This window comes from Pantoea sp. RCC30.1 (assembly GCF_058148845.1).
This window is the reverse complement of sequence record NZ_JBXUHX010000001.1, coordinates 360,126-375,150: the sequence shown is the minus strand read 5'-3', so window position 1 is coordinate 375,150 and position 15,025 is coordinate 360,126. Positions and strand designations below refer to the sequence as shown.

Sequence of the window (15,025 nt, the reverse complement as noted above, 5' to 3'; positions counted from 1 at the left end):
CCTTGTCAGCCATTAAGCTACTAAAGGTAAGTTACTATTGGTAGCTTAGCAAGCAGCAACGCCTGCTCAATTTGCTGACCGCATTTACTGTTTAAACGTAGCCGTGGCCAGCAAGGCCTGCTCCAGAAGATGCTGATCAAACGTAAAGGGAAGATGCGCCAGGCTGGCGGAGGGGAAATGGATCTGCTGCGCAATCTGTCTCACCCTGTCAGCGTTAATCGCCGCAGGCAGCGTCAGAGGCGAGTGGAAACGGCGAAGCAGCGCCAGCAGTTCAGGCTCCACCTGCTTACCCTGCTGTTCAATCCAGGATTGTACCAGCAAGCTGAAGCCGACCTTTTCACCATGCAGCCAGTGATGCAGCTCCGGCTGGTGAGTCAGGCGATCATGGATGATATGGGCAAAGCCGGGGGTCGCCATCGCATCCTGAATACTGTTAGCCAGCCCCGCCAGCACAATATTGGCTTCAATCACTTTCTCCAGTGCCGGGGTGACCTTCTGCCTGATGTTATCGGCCACCGCTGTGTCGCCCCAGCGTTTCAGCACTGTCACTGCCTGCCAGGCGGCGGCGACTTTGAGATCCAGCGCCAACTGGTGCGGCGTCTGTCGCTGATAAGGCTCAAATTCAAACCATTTGGCCAGCGCATCCACGATCCCGGCTCGCAGATAGCGTACCTCGCTGCGGGCGATCACCTCGCTGTCCACCAGAATCCGCTCCGGCATGGCATTCAGTGGCTGGCTGCGCTGATGACCGCCGAGCTCATCATAGATAATCGCCAGCGGAGACCATGCGGCACAGGTGGCGGCCAGCGTGGCGAAGTTAACCAGCCGGATATCCGGCAGCGCATCATTGACCGCTTTGGCGCAGTCCAGCACCCTCCCGCCGCCGACGGCCAGAATCAGGGTAGCCCCATGCGTCTGCACCTGCTCTTGCAGGGTAGCGATCGCCGTATCGGTACACTCACCGGTCAGGGTGTCGAGTTGCCAGCGGATCCCCGCCTGTTCAAGACTTATGCTCATGTCAGGATTCACCGCCTGCCAGGCACGCGGCGAGGTGAGGATGTGAATATGCGAGGCAAGCGGCCGGATAATTTCTCCTGTGTCGGCCCGCAGCCCTGGACGTTGCAGATAGCCTTTTGGCGACATCACGCGAAACATCGTTTCTCCTTATCGACGATAAGCCAGCGAGCGCACCAGCCGGTCGCCGAGCTTCTGAATCAGCATTACCAGCGCCAGCAGCACCACAATGGTGGCCGCCATGATTTGGTTATCGAAGCGCTGATAACCGTAGCGAATCGCCAGATCGCCCAGCCCGCCACCGCCAACCACACCTGCCATCGCCGAGAAGCCAATCAGCATCACAATCGTCAGGGTTACACCCGCCACCAACGCGGGAAGCGCCTCCGGTAGCAGCACACGACTGACGATATGCCACAGGGTGCCGCCCATTGATACCACCGCCTCTATGCGGCCGCGATCGACCTCATCCAGCGCGTTCTCCACGATGCGGGCAAAGAAGGGAAATGCCCCCAGCGTAATCGGCACAATGGCGGCAGTGCTGCCCAGCGTGGTGCCGACCAGCAGGCGGGTAAAGGGGATCAGGGCAATCAGCAGCACCACAAATGGCAAAGCGCGCCCGGTATTTACCAGCGTATTCAGCAACAGTGAAATCGCGCGATTGGGCAGAATGCCTTTTGGCCGGGTCAGAAACAGCAGCACACCCACCGGCAGCCCGATCGCGACCGTGAAAAGTGCCGCCAGCAACACCATGTACAGTGTTTCGCCAGTGGCATTCAGCAGCAGTTCCTGGAACCGCTCACTACTCATGCTACGCATCGGGTTAATGCCTCACGCTGATATTTTTCGATAAACGCCCGATCTGCTTCGCCATCCTTCAGCAGCATTTTGCGCAGGCGTCCCTCTTCACGTCCCATGATCTGGCTCAGGCTCCCGCTCTCAACCAGCTGGCCATTCTCAAGCAGCGCCGCCCCGTCACAAATCCGCTTTACCACCGCCATTTCATGAGTGATTAATACAATGGTGATATTGAGCTGCTGCTGGATATCGGCTAGCAGATCGAGAATCGAGGTGGTGGTTTCGGGATCCAGCGCGCTGGTCGCCTCATCACACAGCAGATAACGGGGTCGGGCGGCGAGCGCGCGGGCGATGCCGACGCGCTGTTTCTGTCCCCCAGATAGCTGCGATGGCCAGGCCGCTGCAAAGGAAGCCAGCCCCACCAGTTTCAGCAGCGATGCAACCCGCTCACGGCGTTCAGCCGCTCGCACACCGGCAATCTCCAGCGCCAGATCGACGTTGTCATGCACGTTGCGCGAATGCAGCAGATTGAAATGCTGGAAGATCATCCCCATCTGCTGTCGCTGCTGACGCAGTTGCGCCAGGCTCATCGCGGCAAGATCCTGCCCGTCGATTTCAATCAGGCCGCTTGTGGGACTCTCCAGCCGATTGAGACAGCGCAATAGTGTACTTTTGCCCGCTCCGCTCCGGCCCAGGATGCCAAAAATGGTCCCCTCTTCGATGGTAAGTGAGATGTCGTCTAACGCTGGCGCAGAGGCGCCAGGGTACTGTTTGCTGAGATGACTGAGTTTAATCATGCTGCTGGTCCGCGACCGGAATCACTGAGCCCTGATAATTTTTACGGATAAACTCCGCTACCTGCGGCGAGCGCAGATCTTTCGCCAGCTGTAACACGCGGGGATCTTTCGCCAGTTCTGGCGTCGTTACCAGCAGGTTGGCGTAAGGATTATGCGCCGCCGACTCCAGACCCAGCGCATCTTTCGCCGGGTTCAGACCTGCTTCCAGCGCGTAGTTGCCGTTGATAATTGCGGCATCAACATCATCCAGCGAGCGTGGCAGCTGCGGCGACTCAATCTCAACGATCTTGATTTTCTTCGGGTTTTCACTGATATCTTTCGGCGTCACCAGCGTCGAACCCGTTTCACCCTGCGCGTTGAGTTTGATCACCCCTTTGTCCTGCAACAGCCACAGCGCACGGCTCAGGTTGGTGGTGTTATTCGGCACGGCAATGCTGGCCCCCTCTGGCAATGCCGCCAGCGATTTCACCTTGCGCGAGTAAATCCCCAGCGGCTCAATATGCACGCTGGCAACCACCGCAAAGGTTTTACCCAGCGCTTTCTCCTGATCTTTTAAGTAGGGCAGATGCTGGAAGTAGTTGGCATCCACATCCCCCGACGCCAGCAGTTCATTGGCATTCACGCCGCCGCTCAGCTCAACAATTTTAATATCCAGTTTTGGATCCAGGGTTTTGACATACTCCAGGATTTCCGCATGCGGCAACGGATCAGCCGCCACGCGCAGCGGTGCAGCCTGTAAGCTTTGAGCAATCAGCAGTGAAAGACCGGCAAGAACCAGAAAGCGCTTTTTAATCATCATCATTTATCTCTTATCGTTATTAGTGGGTGTTGTGTTCAGGATAGAAACGCTGGGCGACTTCCGGATGCGAACGCAGCCGGCCCTTGAGGTAGTTCCAGCCCACTTCGCGCAGCAGCGGGTTAAGCGGATCGCTGCTCGGTCCCTGTGCCAGCTGAGCCAGTTGAGGAGGCAGTTGATAGATTGGCACCACGGCGTCGAGTTGCGCGCCAAGGAAAAAGGCGATAGATAAGCGTTCGCTGCTCTGCGGTGGCGACACCACACGATGCACCGTCGCGCGCAGGTAACCATTGGTTGCCAGCTCCAGCAGTTCACCAATGTTCACCACAAAGGCACCCGGCAGCGGCGACGCATCGATCCAGTTGTCAGGTGTCACTTCAACCTGTAAGCCCGGCTGGTCGTCCTGCAATAACATGGTCAGGAAGCCTGAATCTTTATGCGCGCCAACACCCTGGCGTGATTCGCCCTCGGTGCGGCCCGGGTAACGGATCAGTTTAATATGTTCGTTGGGATAGTCGCCGTAGAGGTTATCGAAGGCGTTGCGCGGCAAATTCAGTGCCCCGGCAAAGGCGCGCAGTAACTCCAGTGCCACCGCCGTCATCTGCTGCTGCCAGCGGGTGACCACGGTTTGCAGTTCAGGTAAGGCTTCAGGCCACTGATTCGGCCCCTGCATCCGTTGCCAGGTGGGTGAATCGGCGGTAACGGGCAGCGCTTCCCGTTCCGCACCAATATCAAACTGCTCGCGATAGTCGGGCTGGCTGCGGGTTATTTCCACGCCCGCCAGGTTATAGCCGCGAAAATGAGGCGAGTTAGCCATCGCCACCGCGGATTTATCCGCCTGTGGCAGGGCAAAAAATTTCCGCGCGACGTGCTGAACCTCATCTAATAATTCACGCTCAATGCCGTGATTGATTAAATAAAAGAAACCGACATCACGCGCGGCCTGGCTTAATTTTTCCAGCACCTGTTGCTGCTGCTGTTGATTACCTGACAATAATGCGAAATCAATGACCGGCAATTCTGCTGTGGTTAACGCACTCATGATTGACACTCTGTTGGCATAGAATCGCCTTACACTGCCATTTCATTTATGCCTTAACTACTAACTAATCCTGCTATGGATATGCGACGGGTGGGAATATCCCACCATGTCGCGGGCTGTCAACCCACAGATTACTCTGCGCTCCACGCCAAAAATGCTGGGGGCAACCATGCCGTAATCTCAGGTAAAGGCTGCTGAAAAAGCGCAATCTCGACAAAACAGGTCTGCGCGCTACACCCCTGGCCGAGTCGCGAACTGCCGCAATCCTGGGTCAGCACATTGGGATTGCCATGTTTATCCAGCGGCTGGCCCTCCTGCTGATCGAGCGGGTCATACCAGGCGCCGGTCGACATCTGTACGACACCTGGCAGGATATCCTGCGTCAGATGCACGCCGGCCAGCAGCGCGCCGCGCCCGTTAAAAACTTTTACAATGCTGTTCTCCCCAATGCCGCGCGCAGCAGCATCTTCAGGATGCATCCAGAGCGGCTCACGTCCGGCAATTTTGGTGGCCCGGCTGACCCGTCCATGATCGTACTGACTATGCAACCGGGTCCGTGGCTGGCTGGAGAGCAGATGCAACGGCCACTGCTGCTTTTCCTGCTGTTGCGCCTGGTATTCCGGCGCATACCAGCAGGCAAATCCAGGCGCTTCGTCATACCCGAAATCGGCCACCTGCTGAGAAAAAAGCTCGATTTTTCCCGACGGCGTGCTGAGCGGAGCCGACTCCGGGTTATCACGAAACGCTTTTAGCAGGATCTGCGGCATCTCTGGCGCGGGATACTCCACCATTCCCTGTGACCAGAACACCTCAAATGGCGGCAGTTCGATGCCCTGCGCTGCCGCGCGTGGCAGGGACTCTTCATAGAGTGACTGAAGCCATTGGTGCTCATCACGTCCCTGCGTAAAGGTGTCAGCAAAACCGAGCCGCTGCGCCAGGGCGGCAAAAATTGCGTAATCAGATTTTGCAGCTGCAAACGGCGGCAGATGCTGCGGCATGGCGATGATAAAACCGTCGTTGCTGGCGCTGCCGATATCTTCACGCTCCAGGGAAGTGGTAGCAGGCAGCACGATGTCGGCAAATTTTGCCTGCGCCGTCCAGAACTGCTCATGGACAATCACGGTGTCCGGCCGCTGCCAGGCGCGTATCAGCTTGTTGATATCCTGATGGTGATGAAAGACATTGCCACCCGCCCAGTAGACCAGCCGAATGTCGGGATAGACCCGCTGTTGCCCATCAAACTCATAGTGCCCTCCGGGATTGAGTAACATGTCGGCGATCCGTGCCACCGGAATCGTCTGCTGCACCGGATTATGACCGGCGGGCAGACGAGGCCCGGAAAACTGTCGCCGGGCGGCCCCGGCCAGATTGGTTGAGGCGTAACCAAATCCCAGCCCGCCGCCGGGCGTGCCGATCTGACCCAACAGAGCGGTGGTCGCAACGGTGGCCCAGAAAGCCTGCTCGCCCTGCCGAGCCCGCTGCACTGACCAGGCAATATTCACCATCGTTCTATGCGCCGCCATCTGCCGTGCTAACGCACGGATCTCTTCGGCCGCCAGCCCGGTAATTGGTGCGGCCCATTCTGGCGTTTTAACTATCCCGTCGCGTTCACCCAGCAGGTATGCTGAATAGGGGTCGAAGCCCACCGTGTACCGTTCTATAAAGGGCGCGTCATAGAGAGATTCAGTAATTAACACCTGTCCGATTGCCAGTAACAGCGCCGTATCAGAGCCGGGCTGTATCGCCAGCCACTCCGCATCCGCCACCCCAGCAAGATCGTTTCTGACCGGACTGATGTTGATAAACCGGGTGCCATTCTGCCGCAGCGTGGTTAACCAATGAGAAAGCGCATGGTCGTTAGCCCCACCGCCATTGACCTGCGCATTGCGCAGTGGCAACCCCCCAATAGCCACAAACAGTTCGCAATGCTCTGCCAGAACCGGCCAGTGGGTATGGTGACGTTGTAACTCATCGAGGTTACCGATGATGTGCGGCAGAGTGCGTTCACCGGCCGCAATGCTGTAGGTGTTCGTACTGGCAGTGTAGCCGCCATAATGGTTAAAAAAACGATGAAGCTGGCTCTGGGCATGATGGAAACGTCCGGCACTCGACCAGCCATAAGAGCCCGCGTAGATCGCCTCATTGCCGTGCTCTGTTTTTACACGACCCATCTCATCCGCCACCAACTGCAACGCAGTATCCCAGCTCACCTCCACAAACGGCTCTTTACCGCGCCCATTGCGGGATGCGCTTCTGTTTTGCAGATAACCGAGCCTTACAGCCGGATTTTTGACCCGGGTTTCGCTTTGCACCGCGCCCGGTAACGACTGCCCGATCGCAGAGGGATTTCGGTCCCACGCCACCGGCCTGACGGAGGTCAGCGTGCCCCCTTCGGTGGTGACGTGGTACGTGCCCCAGTGCATGACAGCTAAATCATTCTTTTTCATGGCTCACTCGCGTCGGATACGGCGCGAGAGGCGCGTACCCAGGGTTTGCAGTAGCTGGACAATGACAATCAGCACCAGCGCAGTCGAGATCGTGGCAAAGGCATCAAAGCGCTGATAACCATAAGTAATGGCGAGGTCGCCAATGCCACCGCCGCCCACCGTGCCCGCCATTGCCGTCGCACCCAGCAGACCGATAGTGGCGGTGGTCAGAGCTAACACCAGCGAAGAGGCGGCCTCCGGTATCATGAAATACCAGATGATCTGCAGTGTGGTGGCACCCATCGCATTAGCTGACTCCAGAATGCCCTCATCCACCTCCAGCAGCGCACTCTCTACCAGCCGTGAAATATAGGGCGCAATAAATATCACCAGCGGCACAATGGCCCCCGCCGTACCGATGGTGGTGTTCACCAGCAGGCGCGTCAGCGGCAAAATAGTGATCAGCAGAATAATAAACGGCAGTGAACGGATGATATTTACGATCGGGTTCAGCAACTGATGTACCAGCCGATTTGGCTGTATCCCACCCGGACGGCAGATCACCAGGACAATGCCAAGCGGCAGGCCCAGCAGCGAACCAAAGCCCAGTGACAGCGCCACCATGATCAGCGTGTCCTGCATCGCCGTCAGGAACTGATCGCCGGTAACGGCCGTTTCAAAGAGTTCAGACATCACTGATTTTCACTCCGGTCGCGATGAGAAACTGGATGGCTGCCTCGCGCCGGGCGGGCTCGCCTTTGATCTGCACAATCATGAAACCCAGAATGGTACGCTGTACTTCGGTCATGCTGGCGAACAGGATATTCACTTCAACCTCATGTTCACGGATCAGGCGATTGATGATCGGCTGTTGTGCCGTACTGCCGACAAACTCCAGCCGCAACACGTCCACTGCCGGATGCTCACTTAACAGCGCCAGGGTTTGCTGCGGCAGGCGATCGTGGATGACGGACTGCACAAAGCTGGCGCTTACCGACTGTTGCGGTTCAGCAAACAGCGACAGGACATCGCCCTGTTCAACGATACAGCCCTGCTCCATCACCGCCATCCGGTTGCAGATCTTCTGCACTACCGACATCTCATGGGTGATCAGGACAATGGTGATGCCGTAACGCTGATTAATCTCCTGTAACAACAGCAGAATCTGCACCGTGGTCTGGGGATCCAGCGCGGAGGTCGCCTCATCACACAACAGAATCGCGGGATTGGTCGCCAGCGCGCGGGCAATGCCGACGCGCTGTTTTTGACCGCCGGAGAGTTCGTCCGGGTAGCTGTGGGCTTTGTCGCTGAGGTTAACAAACGCCAGCAGCTCCGCCACACGCGTGGCGATAAAATCTTTATCCCGGCCCTGCAAAATCAGTGGGATGGCGACGTTATGGAACACCGTTCGGGCATTGAGCAAATTGAAGTGCTGGAAGATCATGCCTATCTGCTTTTTAACCTGAATTAAGCGCTTTTTGCTGATCCCTTGTAACACTTCACCCTGCACCTCAACCGAGCCGGATGTGGGGGTCTCCAGGTGATTAATCAGGCGCAGCAGCGTACTTTTTCCGGCACCACTGGTGCCGATCACGCCAAAGATGTCACCCTGGTTGATACGCAGATTAATCTCTTTCAGCGCCTGCACTTCTGCACCGTTACGCGCAAACGTTTTGCTGACATGGCTAAACGCAATGGCTACCTGGCTCATTTGAAATAATCTGGCAGCAGATAGCCCGCATACTGCGCATTACCGGTGATGTACGTTTTAAATTCTGCTGAGTGATAGCCGGCAATAATGTCACGGGCGAACTGAGCCTGCTTATTTTTACCGGCGACCGTCACCACGTTAATAAACTGGCTGGTTGCCGCTTCCAGTTTCAGTGCCGAATTGAGTTTTATGCCACTGGATACTGCGAAATTGCCCTGAATGACACCATAGTCAACGTCGGGGAGTGCACGCACCTGCTGGGCGTTATCCATCTCTTTGAGCACGATTTTGTAGGGGTTTTCCGTGATATTTTTCTGCGAAAAAGTAGCAGCATCGCTATTGGGGCTGATTTTGAGCCAGCCGATGCTCTGGAGTAACAGCGCCGCCCGGTACTCATTTGAGGGCTGGTTTGGCACAGAGACCGTGCTGCCCGGCGCGGGTTGAGTCAGCGTCTTCACCCGCTCAGAGTAGAGCCCCATTGGCGGGGTCGGCACCTGCACAATGCCAACGTTATCGATGCCAAGCCGGTCATTAACCGACTTCAGATAGACGGGATGCTGCATGATATTGGCGTCAATCGTCCCGCGATGGACGGCATCATTAACCTGAATCCCATCACTGAAATCTTTATACTCCAGGGTGTACCCCTGCCTGATTAATAAGGGCGCAACGCCTTTTTCAAACTGCTCTTTATAAGGCCCTGGATTAAATCCAATCCGTATTTTCTTCTGGTCGGCTGCCTGAGCGGCAGAAATAAACAGGCTGGCGGTGGTCAGTGCCAGAATTATTCCCCGGGATGTGATCTGCATTGTTTGCCCTGATTCATTATTGTGAGAGCGCTCGATTTAATCACAGCCATCGCAGACAGGAACAGGCAAAACCCAGCCCCGACTTTGGCTTATTTATGCTAACGATAGTCACACGCTGAATATTCGAATCCCTGCAAAGGACAGCGTTATTTCTGCTAAAGAATTTAATGTCGGCTGTGTCATTCTTCCCCGATTAACACTGTTTATTGCGGGAGAGATATGACGGAGTTTGCAGCTTCAGAGATGGTCGCAGGGCTGGAAGAGAACCTCTTCAGCATGCTGGAAAAGCAGGCATCACAACTGGATGATGCGCTGTTACCGCTGATCGATCTCTCTTCAGGCAGTCCGCGTCAGCCGACGCCTTCCGCAGTGATCACTTCATTACAGGCTGCGGCAGAGAAACCGGAGAACCATGAGTATCCCTCGTTCTGGGGCAAACCCGCGCTTCGTCGTGCTATCGCCGCCTTTTACCAGCGTCACTACGGCGTCACGATCGATCCTGAAACCGAAGTGGCGCTGTTCCAGGGCGCGCATATTGGGGTCAACGGTTTTCCCCGCGCCCTGCTCAATCCGGGTCAGGTGTTGATCTCTACCGATCCCTGCTATCCGCTCTACCGATCAGCGGCCCGTCAGGCAGGTGCCGATTTTTATGGCATTCCACTGGAGGCGCGCAATGCTTTCCTGCCCGATTTCACCGAGGTGCCAGACGAGATCGCGGCGCGCGCCGGTCTGCTGCTGCTAAATTATCCCCATAATCCCACCGGCGCACTGGCGACACCCGCGCTGTTCAGTGACGCGCTGGCGTTCGCCCGCCAGCATCATATTCCGCTGATTCATGACTTTGCCTACGCCACGCTGGGCAGTGAGTCGGGAGAACAGCCGCTGAGTCTGCTGGCACAGCCCGATGGCAAAGCCTGGGGCGTGGAAATCTACACGTTGTCAAAAAGCGCACTCATGGCAGGCTGGCGGGTGGGATTTGCGGTGGGAAACGCCTCGATGATAGCGGCATTTAAAAAACTTCATACTCATAGCTACAGTACGGTTTATGGCGCGTTACAGGATGCCGCCATCACCGCGTTATCACTGCCCGCTGAACAACTCACATTGCTGGCAGAGCATTACCACCAGCGGCGCAGAGTGATTTTAGCCAGGCTGGCAGCGATGCACTGGCCGGTACGCGCCCGTCAGGGCACCTTTTTCCTCTGGCTGGCAGCGCCAGCCGGTTTCACCGGGGAGCAGTTCGCCGCCCTGTTACTGGCACAGTGTCATCTGCTGGTAGCACCGGGTTACGGATTTGGCGCAGCGGGGCGCGATTTTATTCGCATCAGCCTGACAACCGGGACGGAGCAATTACTGCAGGCGCTGGATCGCATCGACGATCTGAAACTGTTTAAGTAGCGCATTAGCACCGGGGAAATCAGATCCAGAGATGATCAGAGCAATAGCCACGCGATATTACCAAATGTTCAGGTACGTAAGCAGGCGTGAATAAGTTCACCATGCTGGATTTGTCAGTAAATGCAGTTATTTCGGCTGAAAACTTGCAAAAACTTACAATGGTAGTCTATGGTTTAGCGGCTGCGGTTTCTGCCGCTTCACTTAAAACTTATTCGGCTTCTTATAGCTTTCATTTCCACGGTTTCTTCTGAACATTGTTTGCGGCTGCGAAAGCTATAAGACTCCTTCATTGATGCACCTGAGGAGAATATGGACACCAGAAACTCATCGTCTGAACACTCAAAGAAACATTTCTGGAACAGGAAGCCTAAAGAGCTGACTGTCGACGACATTACCGTGATCGATAACGACATGCTGAAGCGTGCGGTTGGCGCAGCGGCGTTAGGTAATGCAATGGAATGGTTCGACTTTGGCGTCTACAGCTACCTCGCCGTGATCATCGGCAAAGTCTTCTTTCCGGATGCCAACAACGCAGTGCAGCTGATCGCTACCTTTGGTACGTTCGCGGCGGCCTTCCTGGTGCGTCCGATTGGCGGTCTGGTGTTTGGCCCGTTGGGTGACCGCATCGGCCGACAGAAAGTACTGGCGATGACGATGATCATGATGTCAATTGGTACGTTCTGTATCGGATTGATCCCGGCTTACTCTTCAATAGGCATCATGGCACCGATTCTGCTGCTGGTGGCACGTCTGATTCAGGGCTTCTCGACCGGTGGTGAATACGGCGGTGCCGCGACCTTTATCGCAGAGTACTCGACCGATAAACGCCGTGGCTTTATGGGCAGCTTCCTGGAGTTTGGTACCATCGGCGGTTATCTGATGGGTGCCAGCCTGGTGACGGTAATGACGACCGTGATGTCCAATGAAGCCATGATGTCCTGGGGCTGGCGCGTGCCGTTCTTTATCGCCGCGCCGCTGGGCCTGTTTGGTCTCTATGTGCGATTGAAGCTGGAAGAGACCCCGGCATTCCAGCAGCACATGGAAAAACAGGAAGCGCTGGAGCAAAGCAAGCCGCGTCTGACGCTGATGCAGATGCTGAGCAAATACCGTGCGCCGATGATGAAATGTATCGGTCTGGTGCTGCTGTTTAACGTCTCTAACTACATGCTGACCTCATACATGCCGAGCTATCTGACCGGCGTGCTGGGTCTGCCAGAGTTAAGTGGCCTGCTGCTGGTGATGGTGGCGATGTTCGTGATGATGCCGCTGACGCTGCTGTGGGGTCGCTGGACTGACCGCATTGGTCGTCGTCCGGTGATTGCCTTTGGTGCGGTGGGTCTGATCCTGCTCGCCATCCCGAGCTTTATGCTGATCGGGTCCGGTAATATGTGGGCGGTCTTTGGCGGCCTGATGATTCTGGGTGTGCTTCACACCTGCTTCAGCGGCACCATGCCTTCGACACTGCCGGCGCTGTTTACCACCGATATCCGTTACAGTGCGCTGGCCATCGGCTTCAACCTGTCGGTTTCGCTGTTTGGTGGTACGACACCGCTGATTACCGCGTGGCTGGTGGATACCACTAAAAACAATATGATGCCGGCTTACTACATGATGGGCGCGGGCGTGATTGGCCTGCTGACTATCCTGACGGTACGTGAAACGGCCCGTCAACCGCTGACCGGTTCATCCCCTGCGGTAGCGACCAAAGCGGAAGCGCATCGCCTCATCGACAAGCTGCGTAACCGGCACAAGCCTGCCACGACAGCCGCGAAATAAGTCCCCTGACACCCTGCTATGCAGGGTGTTTTTTTATCTGCCGTACGGTCTGTTTACCCACCTGATTTAACTGCCCTGAAACGCGCGACTTTCGCCCGATTGCCACACAGCGCCATGCTGCACCAGCGACGACGATGCGCTTTGGTGCGATCGTAAAACCACAGTGTACAGGCGGGATGTTCACAGCCACGGACTCTGCTGAAGTCCTCCTGCGCCAGCAACATCGCAGCCTGTTCCGCAACCTGTCCCAGCCGCTGCATCACGCTGTGCCCCGCATAGACCCGCCTGATCTGTAAGGCACCTGGCTCCCCGGTTACTTGCAGATGGCTGGCCGCTTCACCGAGCCAGGCGTTCAACGTCTGAATATCAACGTCCTCTCCCGCTTTGTGCTGCTGCACATTGTCACGAATGATCTGACGTAACTGACGCGCCGCCTCCAACAGCGCACCCGGTTCATACTGCGGAGCCGGGGCGTCTGGTTCCAGTCCTGCCTGATGTAGCCAGGCTTCAACATCCTGATCGGTTTGCCAGAAGTCGTGCGGCTGGCCTTCCACGATGGCAAAAGTATTAATGAAATCCAGCGCCGGATGATCGGCCAGAAACCACGGTCCCTGGGCGGTGTGTGATTGCGTTTCCGCCATGTTCTTGCCTCCCTTGTTAAATCTTCTATGCCACTGTAACCGACAGAGGACGATTTGAGTAGTTACACAGCACTTATTGTAACCGTTATAAATTGCTTTGACAGGTTACATTCTGGCTGCATAATGACCCTCAGTAACCCCATAAACATCATTTAACCAGTTACAGGAGTTCAGCATGCGTAATCTATCTATTTCGTACCGTTACCAGCAGGCCGATGGCGTCAATATTTTCTATCGCGAAGCAGGCGATCCTTCTCTGCCGGTACTGCTGCTGTTGCATGGCTTTCCCACCTCTTCACACCAGTTCCGCGATCTGATCCCGCTTCTGGCCGATAAATTTCATCTCATCGCACCCGATATGCCGGGCTTTGGCTTCACTGAAGTGACTGATGAGCGCAACTATTCCTGGACCTTCGATGCGCTTGGTCAGACGCTGACCGCCTTTGTCGATGCACTGGGGCTGGAGCGATATGCGATGTATGTTTTCGACTATGGCGCACCTGCCGGTCTGCGACTGGCGCTGGCTTATCCCGATCGTGTCAGCGGACTAATATCACAAAACGGTAACGCCTATCTGGAGGGATTAGGAGAGGCCTGGGCGCCGGTCCGCGCCTACTGGGACGATCCCAGCGAAGCAAATGGTCAGGTGATCCGAGACGCCATCCTGACGCCGGAAGGGGTAAAGTGGCAGTATCTGCATGGAGTGAGCGATCCGCAGCAGATCGCCCCTGAAACCTATACGCTGGATACGCTGCTGATGGAGCGCCCCGGCAACAAAGATATCCAGCAGGCACTGTTTCTCAATTACGCCAGCAATCTGAAACGATATCCGGAATTTCAGGCGTTCTTTCGCCAGCAGCAGGTGCTAACGCTGGTGATTTGGGGCAAGCACGATCCTTTCTTTATTCCACCGGGCGCCGTGGCATGGCAGCGTGATAACCCACAGGCGGTGGTTGAGATGCTGGATAGCGGCCACTTCGCGCTGGAGACGCACACCCATCACATTGCGTCGCGCATCCGCGAAATGTTCAGTGGCGACTGACCCGCTGCGTGCAGAGGCAGGCTATTCAGCACTGTCTCTGCAAACGTGCAGGTCATTCATTGCTAAAGCGGCCGACTGTGCTGGCCGCGCCCAGCGCATGGCCTTTCAACTGTGCAACCAGCTCTGCCTGGGTTAACCCCGCTTTCAACTGACCCACCGGCAAATCGGTGGCGATCAGCACAAAGTTATAGTGATGCAGACCGCTGCCTGCCGGCGGACAAGGGCCATAATAGTGCAGTGTTCCTGGGGTATTTTTTCCGCCGGTGTAGTCCTTGCCATTTGTCAGGGCTCCCTGCGCAAATGACGAGCGGCTGGCGGGAATGTTATAGGCCACCATGTGGGTAACGCCGAGTCCTTTGGCCCCGACCGGATCGGTCATCAGCAGGGCCAGACTGCGGGTGCCTGCCGGAATCGCAGACCAGTTAAGTTCGGGAGAGATATTCTCACCGGTACAGGAAGGATTACTTTTATTGGCACCGGCAAACTTTTTATCCAGTAGCGCATTATCGCTGAAGTCTTGTGATTGCAGCGTAAACACCGACGCCGCCAGCGTAGTCATTGGCAAAACGGCCAGCACCGTCGCACAGAGTAATTTTTTCACCAGCCACTCCTTTTCAGATTAATCAAGAGATTATGTTCCGGATGGATTGCGTCACTGCCTGTTTACTATAACGGCTTTAATGAGATTGACCCGACTGACCGCCCGTTCAGGGGTAAGGAAACGGCAAATCTATGATCTCCGTCGCGCTGGCTGATAGTCCTGACGCGTTGCCCT

At 56.1% G+C, this 15,025-nt stretch carries 15 protein-coding genes; 4 read left to right on the top strand and 11 right to left on the bottom strand.

From position 1 onward, the window contains the following. Positions 1-84: 84 nt before the first annotated feature. The 9 genes from AC2LB6_RS01825 to AC2LB6_RS01785 all read right to left on the bottom strand — a co-directional run bounded on the left by AC2LB6_RS01825 (position 85) and on the right by AC2LB6_RS01785 (position 9,393). Complete coding sequence (locus AC2LB6_RS01825) at positions 85-1,155, bottom strand: iron-containing alcohol dehydrogenase family protein (protein WP_490092174.1); 1,071 nt, start codon at positions 1,153-1,155, stop codon at positions 85-87. A gap of 9 nt (positions 1,156-1,164) precedes the next feature. Then, positions 1,165-1,833 (bottom strand): methionine ABC transporter permease, encoded by a 669-nt coding sequence (locus tag AC2LB6_RS01820; RefSeq protein ID WP_022624728.1) that lies wholly within the window; start codon positions 1,831-1,833, stop codon positions 1,165-1,167. Next, positions 1,821-2,609, bottom strand: coding sequence for a methionine ABC transporter ATP-binding protein (locus tag AC2LB6_RS01815; RefSeq protein WP_490092173.1), 789 nt, complete (start codon positions 2,607-2,609; stop codon positions 1,821-1,823). The genes AC2LB6_RS01820 and AC2LB6_RS01815 overlap by 13 nt, the downstream gene beginning before the upstream one ends. Continuing rightward, on the bottom strand, positions 2,602-3,405 hold the full coding sequence (locus tag AC2LB6_RS01810) for a MetQ/NlpA family ABC transporter substrate-binding protein (protein ID WP_490092304.1): 804 nt from the start codon (positions 3,403-3,405) through the stop codon (positions 2,602-2,604). Before AC2LB6_RS01810 ends, AC2LB6_RS01815 begins: the two co-directional genes overlap by 8 nt. Positions 3,406-3,427: 22 nt before the next feature. Continuing rightward, positions 3,428-4,447 (bottom strand): isopenicillin N synthase family dioxygenase, encoded by a 1,020-nt coding sequence (locus AC2LB6_RS01805; RefSeq protein ID WP_490092172.1) that lies wholly within the window; start codon positions 4,445-4,447, stop codon positions 3,428-3,430. Positions 4,448-4,578: 131 nt separating this feature from the next. After that, positions 4,579-6,894 carry a molybdopterin-dependent oxidoreductase gene (locus AC2LB6_RS01800; RefSeq protein ID WP_490092171.1) on the bottom strand — a complete coding sequence of 772 codons (2,316 nt, stop codon included), beginning with the start codon at positions 6,892-6,894 and terminating at the stop codon, positions 4,579-4,581. Between the two features lie 3 nt (positions 6,895-6,897). After that, a complete protein-coding gene (locus AC2LB6_RS01795; protein WP_490092170.1) occupies positions 6,898-7,566 on the bottom strand; it encodes a methionine ABC transporter permease in 669 nt (222 codons plus the stop codon). Beyond that, on the bottom strand, positions 7,559-8,584 hold the full coding sequence (locus AC2LB6_RS01790) for a methionine ABC transporter ATP-binding protein (protein WP_490092169.1): 1,026 nt from the start codon (positions 8,582-8,584) through the stop codon (positions 7,559-7,561). Before AC2LB6_RS01790 ends, AC2LB6_RS01795 begins: the two co-directional genes overlap by 8 nt. Continuing rightward, positions 8,581-9,393, bottom strand: coding sequence for a MetQ/NlpA family ABC transporter substrate-binding protein (locus AC2LB6_RS01785; protein ID WP_490092168.1), 813 nt, complete (start codon positions 9,391-9,393; stop codon positions 8,581-8,583). The genes AC2LB6_RS01790 and AC2LB6_RS01785 overlap by 4 nt, the downstream gene beginning before the upstream one ends. A 219-nt stretch (positions 9,394-9,612) precedes the next feature. Between AC2LB6_RS01785 and AC2LB6_RS01780 the strand changes: the two genes are divergently transcribed. The 3 genes from AC2LB6_RS01780 to proP all read left to right on the top strand — a co-directional run bounded on the left by AC2LB6_RS01780 (position 9,613) and on the right by proP (position 12,567). Then, on the top strand, positions 9,613-10,791 hold the full coding sequence (locus tag AC2LB6_RS01780) for an aminotransferase class I/II-fold pyridoxal phosphate-dependent enzyme (protein WP_490092167.1): 1,179 nt from the start codon (positions 9,613-9,615) through the stop codon (positions 10,789-10,791). A gap of 86 nt (positions 10,792-10,877) precedes the next feature. Next, entirely contained in the window at positions 10,878-11,042 is a 165-nt protein-coding gene (locus tag AC2LB6_RS01775; protein ID WP_490092166.1) for a hypothetical protein, read from the top strand. Positions 11,043-11,100: 58 nt separating this feature from the next. After that, positions 11,101-12,567 (top strand): glycine betaine/L-proline transporter ProP, encoded by a 1,467-nt coding sequence (gene proP / locus AC2LB6_RS01770; protein ID WP_490092165.1) that lies wholly within the window; start codon positions 11,101-11,103, stop codon positions 12,565-12,567. A 53-nt stretch (positions 12,568-12,620) separates the two neighbouring features. Here proP and AC2LB6_RS01765 read toward each other — a convergent pair whose 3' ends face one another. Further along, the gene (locus tag AC2LB6_RS01765; protein WP_490092164.1) at positions 12,621-13,208 is read right to left on the bottom strand and encodes a CGNR zinc finger domain-containing protein; all 588 of its coding nucleotides are present in this window, start codon (positions 13,206-13,208) and stop codon (positions 12,621-12,623) included. A 175-nt stretch (positions 13,209-13,383) separates the two neighbouring features. Here AC2LB6_RS01765 and AC2LB6_RS01760 point away from each other — a divergent pair, with 175 nt between their 5' ends. Then, entirely contained in the window at positions 13,384-14,250 is an 867-nt protein-coding gene (locus AC2LB6_RS01760; RefSeq protein WP_490092163.1) for an alpha/beta fold hydrolase, read from the top strand. A gap of 52 nt (positions 14,251-14,302) precedes the next feature. Here the strand turns inward: AC2LB6_RS01760 and AC2LB6_RS01755 are convergent, their stop codons facing one another. Further along, complete coding sequence (locus tag AC2LB6_RS01755) at positions 14,303-14,851, bottom strand: YbhB/YbcL family Raf kinase inhibitor-like protein (protein WP_090964613.1); 549 nt, start codon at positions 14,849-14,851, stop codon at positions 14,303-14,305. Between the last annotated feature and the right edge of the window lie 174 nt (positions 14,852-15,025).

What these genes read in the sequence shown, in the direction of transcription:
- AC2LB6_RS01825 (WP_490092174.1), bottom strand. Translation starts at nt 1,155, where the DNA reads ATGTTTCGCGTGATGTCGCCAAAAGGCTATCTGCAACGTCCAGGGCTG.
- AC2LB6_RS01820 (WP_022624728.1), bottom strand. Translation starts at nt 1,833, where the DNA reads ATGCGTAGCATGAGTAGTGAGCGGTTCCAGGAACTGCTGCTGAATGCC.
- AC2LB6_RS01815 (WP_490092173.1), bottom strand. Translation starts at nt 2,609, where the DNA reads ATGATTAAACTCAGTCATCTCAGCAAACAGTACCCTGGCGCCTCTGCG.
- AC2LB6_RS01810 (WP_490092304.1), bottom strand. Translation starts at nt 3,405, where the DNA reads ATGATTAAAAAGCGCTTTCTGGTTCTTGCCGGTCTTTCACTGCTGATT.
- AC2LB6_RS01805 (WP_490092172.1), bottom strand. Translation starts at nt 4,447, where the DNA reads ATGAGTGCGTTAACCACAGCAGAATTGCCGGTCATTGATTTCGCATTA.
- AC2LB6_RS01800 (WP_490092171.1), bottom strand. Translation starts at nt 6,894, where the DNA reads ATGAAAAAGAATGATTTAGCTGTCATGCACTGGGGCACGTACCACGTC.
- AC2LB6_RS01795 (WP_490092170.1), bottom strand. Translation starts at nt 7,566, where the DNA reads ATGTCTGAACTCTTTGAAACGGCCGTTACCGGCGATCAGTTCCTGACG.
- AC2LB6_RS01790 (WP_490092169.1), bottom strand. Translation starts at nt 8,584, where the DNA reads ATGAGCCAGGTAGCCATTGCGTTTAGCCATGTCAGCAAAACGTTTGCG.
- AC2LB6_RS01785 (WP_490092168.1), bottom strand. Translation starts at nt 9,393, where the DNA reads ATGCAGATCACATCCCGGGGAATAATTCTGGCACTGACCACCGCCAGC.
- AC2LB6_RS01780 (WP_490092167.1), top strand. Translation starts at nt 9,613, where the DNA reads ATGACGGAGTTTGCAGCTTCAGAGATGGTCGCAGGGCTGGAAGAGAAC.
- proP (WP_490092165.1), top strand. Translation starts at nt 11,101, where the DNA reads ATGGACACCAGAAACTCATCGTCTGAACACTCAAAGAAACATTTCTGG.
- AC2LB6_RS01765 (WP_490092164.1), bottom strand. Translation starts at nt 13,208, where the DNA reads ATGGCGGAAACGCAATCACACACCGCCCAGGGACCGTGGTTTCTGGCC.
- AC2LB6_RS01760 (WP_490092163.1), top strand. Translation starts at nt 13,384, where the DNA reads ATGCGTAATCTATCTATTTCGTACCGTTACCAGCAGGCCGATGGCGTC.